Here is an 11,821-nt window from a genome sequence, read left to right on the forward strand (position 1 = left end):
GACCGGGGCAGTCCGAGGTTCTGATAGATCTCGGTGGTGACCGTGGAGAAGTTCATGGTCATGAAATGCAGCCCGGGCACGCCTTCGGAAAGCAACCGCCGGCACATGGCGGTGGCGTGCTCGATCCCGATCGAGCGCACGGCGGCGGGATCGTCCTGGTGTTCCAGCATGCGGTCGGAGAATTCCGTCGGAATGGCAGCGGTGCTCAGGGTCGGAATTCGGCGCAGTGACCGGATACTGGTCACCGGCATGATCTCCGGAATCACCGGAATATCGCATCCGGCCTTCTGGAGACGGTCCCGGAAACGGAGGTATCCGTCCACCTCGAAGAACATCTGGGTGATCGCGTAGTCGGCTCCGGAACGGCACTTCGTGACGAAGTGCCGGATTTCCGACTCCCAGTCCGGTGACCGCGGGTGCATTTCCGGGAAAGCCGCCACCCCGACGCAGAAGTCGCCCGAGTCCTTGACGAGGTGAACCAGGTCGGCGGCGTACTCGACCCCGCCCGGATGCCGGACCCAGGCGCCCAGCGGGTCGCCCGGAGGGTCGCCGCGCAGCGCCAGGATGTTCCGTACTCCCTGGTCGGCGTAGTGCCCGAGGATGTTCCTGAGCTCGCCGACGCTGTGGCCGACGGCGGTCAGGTGCGCGGCCGGGGTGAGGGTCGTCTCCTGGGCGATGCGGCCGGTGACGTTCACCGTCCGCTCCCGGGTCGAGCCGCCCGCACCGTAGGTCACCGAGACGAAGGTGGGGGAGAGTGCCTCCAGCCGGCGGATCGCGTTCCACAGTCCGGCCTCCGCCTCGGCGTTCCGCGGCGGCATGAACTCGAACGAATAGGAACGCTTTCCGGTGGCCAGGAGATCGCGGACGGTCGCCGCCCGGTCGGTGCGTGTGGAGGGTTTCCCGAGTGTCATGACAGGACGGTATACGCCCGCTCGGAATGGCGTGGTGGAAAGTCCACAGTGTGATACGCGGGTTTTCTCCGGCCGCGATCGAGGGCGGTCGGGAGTGGTCGCGGAACGGCCTCCGGAGGCTGCACAATAGGGCCATGGAAAGACATGCGTACGCCCTTCCCGGACTTCCCGACTGGGGCCGCTGCGCGGTCATGGGAATCCTCAACGTCACCCCGGACTCGTTCTCGGACGGGGGGTGCTGGCTGGACCCGGGCCGGGCGGTGGAACACGGACTGGCGCTCGCCGCGCGGGGCGCCGACATGGTGGACGTGGGCGGCGAGTCGACCCGCCCCGGCGCCCGTCGGGTGCCGGTCGAGGAGGAGCTCGCGCGGGTGCTGCCGGTGGTGCGCGGACTCGCCCGGCAGGGCGTCCTGGTGAGCATCGACACGATGCGCGCCCAGGTCGCCGAGGCCGCGGTGGACGCCGGGGCCCGGATCGTCAACGACGTCAGCGGCGGCCGGGCGGACGAGGCCATGGCGAAGACGGCCGCGCGGGCCGGCGTGCCGTTCGTCGTCATGCACTGGCGGGGGCAGTCCCAGGGGATGGACGACCTGGCCGACTATGGGGACGTCGTCGCCGAGGTGGTCGCCGAAGTGGGGCGCCAACTGGACGCCGTGGTGTCGGCCGGCGTCGACCCGGAGCAGGTCGTCCTCGACCCCGGCCTCGGCTTCGCCAAGGGCCGGAGCGACGACTGGGCGCTGCTCGCCGCCCTGGACGCCTGGGCCGTGCTGGACCGCCCGCTCCTGGTCGGGCCCTCCCGCAAGCGCTTCCTCGGCGAACTGCTCGCCGACCCGGCCACCGGCGAGCCCCGCCCGGCCCGGGAGCGGGACGACGCGACCTCGGCCGCCGCCGTCCTGGCCGCCGCGCAGGGCGCCTGGGCCGTACGGGTCCACGAGGTGCGGGCGGCCGCCGACGCCGTGCGGGTCGAGGCGGCCGTACGGGCCCACCGGATGACCGTCGGCCAGGTACCGGTGTAGGCCTTCGCAACCATCCGGGGAAGAGAAGACCGGGGAAGAACAGAGAAGAGGGGTGCGTCGCACCATGGCACGTCCCGTCGGGCGCAAGATCTTCGCCCACGCCAAGCTGCGCCGGCTGCGCCGCGAGCACGGCATGAACCAGGTCGAGCTGGCCCACGAGCTCGGCATCTCGACCAGCTACCTCAACCAGATCGAGCACAGCCAGCGCCCGCTCACCGCCGCCGTGCTGCTGCGGATCGCCGAGGTGTTCGGCGTGGACCCGGAGTTCTTCTCCGAGGCCGACGAGGAGCGCCTCGCCACCGACCTGCGCGCCGCCCTCGCCGACGAGGCGTGCGGCGCCCCCGTCCCGGCCGAGGACGTCGCGGAGGTGAGCCGGGACCACCCCGACGTCGCCCGGGCGCTCGTCGCGCTGTACCGCCGCTACCGGGAGGCGGCCGCCAGGGTCGCCGATCTCGGCGACACTGCCGGGACCGCCGCGCTCAGCCCGGCCGAACCCCACGACGAGGTACGGGACTTCTTCTACACACACCACAACCACATCCCGGCCCTGGACGAGCAGGCCGAGCGCACCGCGACCGCGCTCGGGGCGACCACGGCCGGCGGCCTCGCCGCCGCGCTGGCGGCCGCACTCGGCGAACGGCACGGCGTGCGGGTGGTTGACGCGGACCACCGGCGGCAGGCGGAGATGCGCCGGTTCGATCCGGTGAGCGGCACCCTCCGCCTCTCCGCGTGGCTGACCGACGGTCAGCGGGCCTTCCAACTGGCCACCCAGCTCGCGCTGCTGGAGCACCGGCCGCTGCTCGACGCGCTGGTCTCGGCGGCAGGGCCCGACCTCACCTCGCCCCAGGCGGCGGACCTCGCCCGGATCGGCCTCGCCACCTACTTCGCCGGTGCGCTGCTGATGCCCTACTCGGCCTTCCACGCCGCCGCCGAGGAGCTGCGCTATGACATCGACCTGCTCGGCGCCCGCTTCGGGGTCGGCTTCGAGACGGTTTGCCACCGGCTGAGCACCCTGCAGCGCACCGGCCGCCGGGGCGTGCCGTTCTCCTTCCTGCGCGCCGACCGGGCGGGCAACATCTCCAAGCGGCAGTCCGCGACCGACTTCCACTTCTCCCGCCTCGGCGGCACCTGCCCGCTCTGGACGGTCTACGAGGCCTTCTCGGCGCCGGGCCGGATCCTCACCCAGATCGCCGAGATGCCGGACGGCAAGCGGTACTTCTGGATCGCCCGCACCGTCACCCACGGCGGCTTCGGCCACCGCGCGCCGCGCAGCGAGTTCGCCGTCGCGCTCGGCTGCGAGCTGCGCCACGCCCACCGCCTGGTCTACGCCGAGGGCATCGCCCTGGACGGCCGGGAGGCGGCCACGCCGATCGGCCTGGGCTGCCGGATCTGCGAGCGGACCGACTGCGCCCAGCGAGCCCGGCCCCCCGTCGGCGGCCGGCTGGTGGTGGACCCGGACCGGCGCACCAGGGTGCCCTACCCGGTCGTCGCCGAAGGGCGCGACGGAGATCGGGAGGGGCGCCGCTGACCGGTGCCGCCGAGACGTCGCACCGGCGGCGGGCGGCACCCGGGTGCCGCGGTCGGGGCCCTGTGGTCGGGGCGTCCCGGCCGCAGGCCGGGCGACGGCGACGGACCCGGCACCGTGCCGCCGACCGTGTGGCCCTGGGTCCTTCCGGGTGGTGATGTGGGTCCCTCGGGGTGAACGCCGGGAGGGGGCGTCAGGCCCGGGGGGACACCCAGAAAATGTCAGATCATCAGATTGTCTCGCGAAGGCTGATCCTGGCCGCGGCCGGGTTGTCGGTCCTCGGCGCCGCAGGGTGCGGGGGAGCACGGCGGGCCGGGGAACCCGGTACCGCGCCGAGAGGGAACGCCGGGCCGCCGCCCGCGGCCGCACCCCCGGCGGCCGCACCGGAAGCCGCGCCGGAGGCCGCGCCTGAAACCGCGCCGGAGGCCGCCCCGGAAGCCCCCAGGGTGCTGACCGAGGCGGAGAGCCGGCCGCTGTTCGAACTCGCGGAGGAGGGGAAGGTGGTGGCCCTCACCATCGACGACGGACCCCATCCGCGCCACACCCCCGACGTCCTGGCGCTGCTGGAGAAGCACGGGATCCGGGCGACGTTCTTCCTGATCGGCGAGAACGCGGCCGCCCGTCCCGACCTGGTCCGGGAGATCGCGGCGCGGGGGCACCGCATCGGCAACCACACCTGGAGCCATCCGGACCTCCGTCACCTTCCCGACGACGCCCAGGTGCGGGAGGAGCTGACGCGCACCTCCGACCTCCTCGCCGGGATCACCGGCAAGTCGCCCGTCTGGTTCCGGGCCCCGGGCGGGGACTGGGCCCCGAGGACGCTCAGGACGAGCAGGGAGCTCGGGATGCGGCCGATGGGCTGGACGGTCGACCCGGAGGACTGGGCAGAGCCGGGGACGGACGTGATCCTCGGTCGGCTCACGAAGGAGATGCGCCCGGGAGCGATCGTGCTCACCCATGACGGCGGGGGCGACCGTTCGCAGACGGTGGCCGCTCTCACGCGCTTCCTCCCCTCCCTGATCGACTCCGGCTACCGCTTCACCACCCCGCGGGCCTGACCGGACGGCGGTGCCGGTCTCCTACGCGGAGGCCGGCACCGGCCGCTGTTCCGGGCCGTCGTAGGAGGCGAGCGGGCGGATCAGGGCGTTGTGGGCGAGCTGTTCGGTGATGTGGGCGGTCCAGCCGGTGACCCGGCTCATCACGAAGAGCGGGGTGAAGACCGGGGTGTCGAAGCCCATCAGGTGGTAGGCGAGGCCCGCGGGGTAGTCGAGGTTGGGGTGGATGCCCTTGCGGTCCAGTACCGCCTCGCGCAGCGCCGCGTGCAGGGCGGCCAGCCGGGTCGTCCCGGGGTCGGCCGCCAGGGCCACCAGCTCGTCGAGGGCGGCCTGCATGATCGGGACACGGGAGTCGCCGTGCTGGTAGACCCGGTGGCCGAAGCCCATGACCTTCCGCTTCGCCGCGAGGGCGTCGTCGAGCCAGTCGGCGGCGCGGGCCGGGTCGCCGATCTCCTCCAGCATGTGCATCACGGCCTCGTTGGCGCCGCCGTGCAGCGGGCCCTTGAGCGCGCCGATCGCGGCGGTGACGGCGCTGTAGAGGTCGGAGAGGGTGGAGGTGACGACGCGGGCGGTGAAGGTGGAGGCGTTGAAGCTGTGCTCGGCGTACAGCACCAGCGAGACCTCGAAGCAGCGGACCACCTCGGGGGCGGGCACGGCGCCGAAGCACATGTGGAAGAAGTTCTCCGCGTACCCGAGGTCCGGGTCCGGTGCGATCGGGGCGAGGCCCCGGCGACGGCGCTGGTCGGCGGCGACGACGGTGGGCAGTTTCGCCAGCAGGGTCAGGGACTTGGCGAGGCCGGACGCCGGGCGGCCGTCGTCCTCGGTCGGGTCCTCGGCGCCGAAGAAGCTGACGGCGGTGCGCAGCACGTCCATCGGGTGGCAGGTCTCGGGCAGCCTGGCGAGGAGCTCGGCGGTGGTGCGGTCGAGCGGGCGCAGGGCGCGCTCGCGGGCCCGGAACTCGCGCAGTTGGGCGCCGTCGGGCAGTTCGCCGTGCCAGAGCAGGTACGCGACCTCCTCGAAGGAGCGGTGGGCGGCGAGGTCCTGGACGGGGTAGCCGCGGTAGGTGAGGGAGTTGGTCTCCGGGATGACGGTAGAGATCCCGGTGGTGTCGACGACGACACCGGCGAGGCCGCGGTGGACCTCGGGTGCGGTGGTGGGCATGGCTGGTCTCCGGTGCGGGTCAGGTGCCGGGCGGGAGGGTGAAGTCGAAGACGGCCGAGTCGAAGGCCGCGTAGTCGGCGTAGCCGAGGAGTTCGTACAGCCGGGAGCGGGTCTGCATGCGCGGGAGCAGCGACTCCTGGGTGCCCTCGGCGGCGATGGTGCGCAGCCCGTCCTCGATCGCGCCCATGGCGAGCCGCAGCAGGGTGACCGGGTAGAGGGCGATGTTGTAGCCGAGGCTCTCCAGGGTGCGGGTGTCCAGCAGCGGGGTCCTGCCGAACTCGGTGAGGTTCGCGAGCAGCGGCACGTCCACGGCCTTGCGGAACGCCTCGTACTCGGCCTCGTCGGCGAGGGCCTCGGGGAAGATCGCGTCGGCTCCGGCGTCGACGTAGGCCTTGGCCCGGTCGATCGCGGCGCCGAGTCCTTCGACGGAGCGGGCGTCGGTGCGGGCCATCAGCAGGAAGTCGGGGTCGCGGCGGGCGTCGACGGCGGCGCGCAGCCGGCGGACCATCGACTCGCGGGGCGCGATGGTCTTGCCGTCGAGGTGGCCGCAGCGCTTGGGGTTGACCTGGTCCTCCAGGTGCAGCCCGGCCAGGCCCGCGTCCTCCAGGAGCTGGACGGTACGGGCGGCGTTCATCGGCTCGCCGAAGCCGGTGTCGGCGTCGATCAGCACCGGGAGGTCGGTGGCCCGGGTGGTCTGCTGGGCGCGGGCGGCGACCTCGGTGGAGGTGGTCAGGCCGATGTCCGGCAGGCCGAGGTCGGCGGCGAGGACGGCGCCGGAGAGGTAGACGGCGTCGAAGCCGAGGTCCTGGATGAGGCGGGCGGAGAGCGGGTTGATCGCGCCGGGGACGCGCAGCAGCCGTCCGGAGGCGAGCTGTTCACGCAGCGCCCGGCGGCGTTCGGCGGCGGTGGTGCGGGTGTGCAGCATCAGAACAGGCCCTTCGGCAGGGTGCGGTCGAACTCGCGGACGGCCTCGAAGTCGACGGCCGGGAACAGTTCGTCGAGGCCGGCGGTCGTCAGCTCGGTGAGGTCGGCGGTGGCGGTGAGGAAGCGGTCCTGGTCGGTGGGGGTGACGAGGCCCTCGGTGAGGGTGCGGAACTTCCGCTGGTACGCGGGGCGGTCGAAGGGGCGGGCGCCGGCCGGGTGGGCGTCGGCGACGGCCAGCTCGTCCTCGATGACGGAGCCGTCGTCCAGGGTGATCACGATCCGGCCGCCGAAGGCCCGGTGCTGCGGGTCGGGGTCGTGGTAGCGGCGGGTCCACTCCGGGTCCTCGACCGTGCTGACCTTCAGCCACAGGGCGACGGTCTCCGGGCGGTTGGCGCGCTCGGGGGCGTAGGAGCGCTCGTGGTGCCAGCCGCCGTCCTCCAGGGCGACGGCGAGGATGTACGGGATCGAGTGGTCGAGGGTCTCCCGGCTGGCCGTCGGGTCGTACTTCTGCGGGTCGTTGGCGCCGGAGCCGATGACGTGGTGGGTGTGGTGGCTGGTGTGCAGCACCACCGAGCGCACCCGCTCCAGCGGCCCGGTCTTCTCGCGCAGCCGCCGGGCCAGGTCGATGACCGCCTGGGCCTGGTACTCGGCGGAGTGCTCCTTGGTGTAGGTGTCCAGGATCGCCCGGCGTGGTTCGCCGGGCCCGGGCAGCGGCACGGTGTAGTCGGCGTCCGGGCCGTCGAGCATCCAGGCGAGGAAGCCGTCCTCGCCCTCGTAGACCGGGGAGGGCGAGGTCTCGCCGCGCATCGCCCGGTCCACCGCCTCGATCGCGGCCTTGCCGGCGAAGGCCGGGGCGAAGGCCTTCCAGCTGGAGATCTCGCCCTTGCGGGACTGCCGGGTCGCCGTCGTGGTGTGCACGGCCTGCTGCACCGCCTGGTACACCGTCTCCGTCGGCAGCCGCAGCAGCGCGCCGAGCCCGCAGGCGGTGGCCGCGCTCAGGTGCGCGACGTGGTCGATCCGGTGGGCGTGCAGGCAGATGCCCTTGACCAGGGCGACGTGGACCTCGTAGGCGGCGACGATGCCGCGCAGCAGGTCGGTGCCGGTGCGTCCGGCGTGCTGGGCGACGGCCAGCAGCGGCGGGATGTTGTCCCCGGGGTGGGAGTAGTCGGCGGCCAGGTAGGTGTCGTGGAAGTCCAGCTCGCGCACGGCGGTGCCGTTGGCCCAGGCCGCCCACTCGGGGGAGACCCTGGCCAGGCTGCCGAACACCCGGGCGCCGGGCGCCCCGTGGTGCGCGAGCGCCTGGGACCGGGCCACCGCCACCGGCCGGCGCAGCAGCGACGCGACCGCCACCGAGGCGTTGTCGACGACCCGGTTGACGGCCATGCCCACGGCGGCCGGGGCCGGCTCCTCGGTGGCGGTGGCGACGGCGGCCAGTTTCCAGGCCAACTGCTCCTCTCGCGGCAGCCGGTCGGCGCTGGGATGGACGCGGACGTGGTGCTCGATCACGGGACTCCTCGGGAGTGTCGGGACCGCCCTGACGGGCTCGTACGCTCCAGGCTGCCGCGCCGGCGGGCGGGGATCCAGCAGGCCAATCCGCGGAATCCGGACAGCTCCGGGCTGCGAATCCGCGAATCCTGCGAATCCGCGGATCGTGCGAACCTGCGGAGCCCGCGAAACCGCGAATCCTGCGGACCGGTCTCGCGGGGCTAGGATCCACAGGGCCTCCTCCGCCGGTGATCACCGCACCACGCCGCCGGACCGGGCCGGCCCCGACCGCCCCCTGCCTCTGAGGTGATCACAGCGAACAGCCTGGTGTCCGAGCTGCGGCGACCCGCCGTCCTCCGGTCCGCGCGGTCGGAGGACGGCTCGTGTCGTCACCTGCTGGTGTGGAAGGCCGGCCCGGGCTGGCGGATGGTCAGCAGCGGCGTGCTGGGCGGGGGGATCGGCGAGCGCGGCTGGGTGGTGAACGCCCAGGTCCGGCCCGGCTACAGCCGGATGGACCCGGAGCGGCACCTGGCGGAGCTGGCCGAGGCCGAGGGCCTGCGCGGGCCGGGCGTCGGGCTGATGACCGCCGCAGAGGTCGACGACTGCACCTGGGGTGAGGACGGCGGCGCCGTCGCCCTGGTGACGACCGGCATCGGCGTCCCGACCTGGGCCGCGGCGGCCGCGGCACCGCCCGGACCCTACGTCCCGGGGACGATCAACATCCTCGCGGTCGTGCCCGCGCCGGTGGCCGACGCGGGGCTGGTGAACCTGCTGGCGACGGCCACCGAGGCGAAGGTGCAGGCCCTCCTGGACGCCGGCTACTCGTGCTCGGGCACCCCGTCCGACGCCGTGTGCGTGGCCGTCCGCACCCCGGTCGACGGCGAGGCGGCCGACCCCTTCGGCGGCCCGCGGTCGGTCTGGGGCTCCAGGCTGGCCCGTGCCGTCCACCGGGCCGTCCTCGACGGGGCGGAACGCGACCGGGCCCGGCGGCGGGAGGGGCCGGGTGTGCCGCACCAGGGGCCCCGGCCGGACTGCCACCGGGCGGACGTCCTTTCAGCCGGAGCGGCTGGAGCGGCTGGAGTACCCGGAGCGGCTGGAGCGCCCGGACGCGTCACCGCCTGAAACCACGCCGCCCCGCCGGTGCCGGGCCCTCCGCGACGGGAGCCGGGCACCGGCGGGGCGCGCTCGTCACGCCGAGGCGTGCGCGTGGAACCCCCGTCCGCTCTTGCGGCCGAGCAGTCCGGCCTCGACCATGCGGGAGAGCAGCGGCGGGGGCGCGTACAGCGGCTCCTTGTACTCCTCGTACATCGACCGGGCGATCGCCTCGACGGTGTCCAGCCCGATCAGGTCGGCGAGTTGGAGCGGCCCCATGGGGTGGGCGCAGCCGTGGACCATCCCGGCGTCGATGTCCTCGGGGCTGGCGTGGCCGGCCTCGGCCATCCGGATCGCGGCGAGCAGGTACGGCACCAGCAGGGCGTTGACCACGAAGCCGGCCCGGTCGCGGGAGTGGACGACGTGCTTGCCGAGGACGTCCCGGGCGAAGCCCTCCACCCGGTCGAGGACGGTCGGGGCGGTGTGCAGCGAGGCCACCAGCTCGACCAGGGGCATCACCGGGGCCGGGTTGAAGAAGTGCAGGCCCAGGACGTGGGAGGCGCGGCCGGTGGTGATGCCGAGGCGGGTGACCGGGATGGCCGAGGTGTTGGTGGCCAGGACGGCGTCCTCGGCGACGAGCACCTTGTCCAGGGTGGTGAGCACCTCGGTCTTGACCCGTTCGTCCTCGACGACGGCCTCGACCACCAACTGGCGGTCGGCGAGCGCCTCCAGGTCGTCGGCGAACAGCAGGTGGGCCCAGGCGTCGGTGCGCTGCTCCTCGCTGATCCGGCCGCGGTCGGCGGCGCGGTGCAGCGAGCGGTCGATCCGGGCCCGGGCGGTGCGCAGGGCGTCCCGGCCGGCCTCGCAGACGACGGTGTCGAGCCCGGCGCGGGCGAAGACCTCGGCGATGCCGGCGCCCATCTGTCCGGCGCCGACGACCGCGACGCGGCGGATGTCGTTCATGGTGCACTGCCTCCGTGGTGGGGCGGCTCAGGCCGCGGTGCGGATCCGCACGAGGTGGCGGGCGTAGGCCTCGGTGGTGAGGAAGGCGGGCAGGTCGGCGCCGAGGGCGGTGTCCTCCAGGATCCGCACCGCGTCGTCCACCAGCGTCGGGTCGGCGCCCTCGGCGAGCAGTGTGGCGCGCTCCCGGTCTATCAGGCGCCGCACCATGTCCGGGGTGACGAGCGAGCCGCCGGTCAGCCGGGTGCAGTGGTGCTGCCACTGCCAGATCTGGCAGCGGGCGATCTCGGCGGTGGCGACGTCCTCCATCAGCCCGAAGACGGCGACGGCTCCGGAACCGCCGAGCCAGGCGGTGAGGTAGCGCAGGGCGACGGCGATGTTGGAGCGCAGCCCCTGGTCGGTCGGCAGGCCGGCGGACAGCCTGTGCACGCCGAGCAGGTCGGCGGCGGTGACCTCGACGTCCTCGCGGGTGCGGTCGAGCTGGTTCGGCCGGTCGCCGAGGACGTCGTCGAAGGCGGTGCGGCAGGTGGCGACCAGGCCGGGGTGGGCGACCCAGGAGCCGTCGAAGCCGTCGCCGGCCTCCCGCTCCTTGTCGGCGCGCACCTTGGTGAGGGCCACCGCGTTGGCCTCCGGGGCGCGTTGGGGGATGGCGGCGGCCATGCCGCCGATGGCGTGGGCGCCGCGCCGGTGGCAGGTGCGCACCAGCAGGTCGGTGTAGGCGCGCAGGAAGGGCTGGGTCATGGTGAGGGTGGCGCGGTCCGGCAGGACGTAGCGCGGGCCATGCTGGGCGAAGTTCTTGATCAGGCTGAACAGGTAGTCCCAGCGCCCGGCGTTGAGCCCGGCGGCGTGCTCGCGCAGCTCGTAGAGGATCTCGTCCATCTCGAAGGCCGCGGTGATGGTCTCGATCAGCACGGTGGCCCGGATCGTGCCGTGCGGGATGCCCAACTCGGCCTGGGCGAAGGCGAAGACCTCGTTCCAGAGCCGGGCTTCGCGGTGGTCCTCCAGCTTGGGCAGGTAGAAGTACGGGCCGCTGCCGCGCTCGATCTGGCGCTTGCCGCAGTGGAAGAGGTAGAGGCCGAAGTCGACCAGGGCGCCGACGGCGGGGCGGCCGTCGACCAGCAGGTGCTGCTCGTCGAGGTGCCAGCCGCGCGGGCGGACGACGATGGTGGCGGGGGAGTCGCCGATCCGGTAGCGCTTGCCCTCCGGGGTGGTGTCGTCGATCCGGCGTTCGACCGCGTCGAGCAGGTTGAGCTGCCCGGAGACCAGGTTGTGCCAGGTGGGGGTGGTGGCGTCCTCGAAGTCGGCGAGCCACACCCTGGCACCGGAGTTGAGCGCGTTGACGGTCATCCGGCGCTCGGGCGGGCCGGTGATCTCCACCCGGCGGTCGGCCAGGCCCGGCCCGGCGCCGGCCACGCGCCACGTGCTGTCCTCGCGGACGGCGCGGGTCCCGGGGAGGAAGTCGAGGCTGCCGCCGTCCGCCAACTCGGCGCGGCGCCGGTCGCGTTCGGCGAGCAGCGCGGTGCGACGGGCGGCGAACCGGTCGTGCAGACGGGCGAGGAAGGCGAGCGCCTCGGGGGTGAGGATCTCGTCGAAGCGGTCCTCGTGTTCTCCGAGGACCTCGATGCGGCTGGGCTGGCTCATCCGGTGCTCCAGGGGCGGGTGGAAGGCGCCCGGGGCCTCGTCCCTCAACGA

At 73.6% G+C, this 11,821-nt stretch carries 10 protein-coding genes; 4 read left to right on the forward strand and 6 right to left on the reverse strand.

Annotated elements, in window-relative coordinates; genetic code table 11:
• Positions 1-911, reverse strand: a 911-nt coding sequence (gene metF / locus ACFU7Z_RS25770; RefSeq protein WP_380779939.1) for a methylenetetrahydrofolate reductase [NAD(P)H], incomplete at its 3' end; no start/stop codon positions are given.
• Positions 912-1,045: 134 nt separating this feature from the next.
• Here metF and folP point away from each other — a divergent pair.
• The 3 genes from folP (at position 1,046) to ACFU7Z_RS25785 (ending at position 4,510) form a co-directional block, all read left to right on the forward strand.
• Positions 1,046-1,927 carry a dihydropteroate synthase gene (gene folP, locus ACFU7Z_RS25775; protein WP_380779941.1) on the forward strand — a complete coding sequence of 294 codons (882 nt, stop codon included), beginning with the start codon at positions 1,046-1,048 and terminating at the stop codon, positions 1,925-1,927.
• Positions 1,928-1,991: 64 nt separating this feature from the next.
• Complete coding sequence (locus ACFU7Z_RS25780; protein ID WP_074003458.1) at positions 1,992-3,455, forward strand: short-chain fatty acyl-CoA regulator family protein; 1,464 nt, start codon at positions 1,992-1,994, stop codon at positions 3,453-3,455.
• Between the two features lie 443 nt (positions 3,456-3,898).
• Positions 3,899-4,510, forward strand: a complete 612-nt coding sequence (locus tag ACFU7Z_RS25785) for a polysaccharide deacetylase family protein (protein WP_241852960.1) — start codon at positions 3,899-3,901, stop codon at positions 4,508-4,510.
• A 21-nt stretch (positions 4,511-4,531) separates the two neighbouring features.
• Here the strand turns inward: ACFU7Z_RS25785 and ACFU7Z_RS25790 are convergent, their stop codons facing one another.
• The 3 genes from ACFU7Z_RS25790 to ACFU7Z_RS25800 are packed head-to-tail and all read right to left on the reverse strand — an operon-like array spanning position 4,532 to position 8,098.
• A complete protein-coding gene (locus ACFU7Z_RS25790; protein WP_380779944.1) occupies positions 4,532-5,668 on the reverse strand; it encodes a bifunctional 2-methylcitrate synthase/citrate synthase in 1,137 nt (378 codons plus the stop codon).
• A gap of 19 nt (positions 5,669-5,687) precedes the next feature.
• Positions 5,688-6,593, reverse strand: coding sequence for a methylisocitrate lyase (gene prpB, locus ACFU7Z_RS25795; protein ID WP_380779946.1), 906 nt, complete (start codon positions 6,591-6,593; stop codon positions 5,688-5,690).
• Positions 6,593-8,098: an MmgE/PrpD family protein gene (locus tag ACFU7Z_RS25800; RefSeq protein ID WP_380779948.1), complete on the reverse strand. Its 1,506-nt coding sequence runs from the start codon at positions 8,096-8,098 to the stop codon at positions 6,593-6,595. Before ACFU7Z_RS25800 ends, prpB begins: the two co-directional genes overlap by 1 nt.
• 288 nt (positions 8,099-8,386) lie before the next feature.
• On the opposite strand from ACFU7Z_RS25800, the gene ACFU7Z_RS25805 reads away from it, so the two are divergent.
• On the forward strand, positions 8,387-9,199 hold the full coding sequence (locus ACFU7Z_RS25805) for an adenosylcobinamide amidohydrolase (RefSeq protein ID WP_380779951.1): 813 nt from the start codon (positions 8,387-8,389) through the stop codon (positions 9,197-9,199).
• Between the two features lie 66 nt (positions 9,200-9,265).
• Here ACFU7Z_RS25805 and ACFU7Z_RS25810 read toward each other — a convergent pair whose 3' ends face one another.
• Together ACFU7Z_RS25810 and aceB are read right to left on the reverse strand one after the other, a co-directional pair.
• The gene (locus ACFU7Z_RS25810; protein WP_049652034.1) at positions 9,266-10,132 is read right to left on the reverse strand and encodes a 3-hydroxybutyryl-CoA dehydrogenase; all 867 of its coding nucleotides are present in this window, start codon (positions 10,130-10,132) and stop codon (positions 9,266-9,268) included.
• Between the two features lie 27 nt (positions 10,133-10,159).
• Positions 10,160-11,770, reverse strand: coding sequence for a malate synthase A (gene aceB, locus ACFU7Z_RS25815; RefSeq protein ID WP_380779953.1), 1,611 nt, complete (start codon positions 11,768-11,770; stop codon positions 10,160-10,162).
• Between the last annotated feature and the right edge of the window lie 51 nt (positions 11,771-11,821).

It is taken from the genome of Kitasatospora sp. NPDC057518 (assembly GCF_042802075.1).
Taxonomy (GTDB): Bacteria; Actinomycetota; Actinomycetes; order Streptomycetales; family Streptomycetaceae; genus Kitasatospora.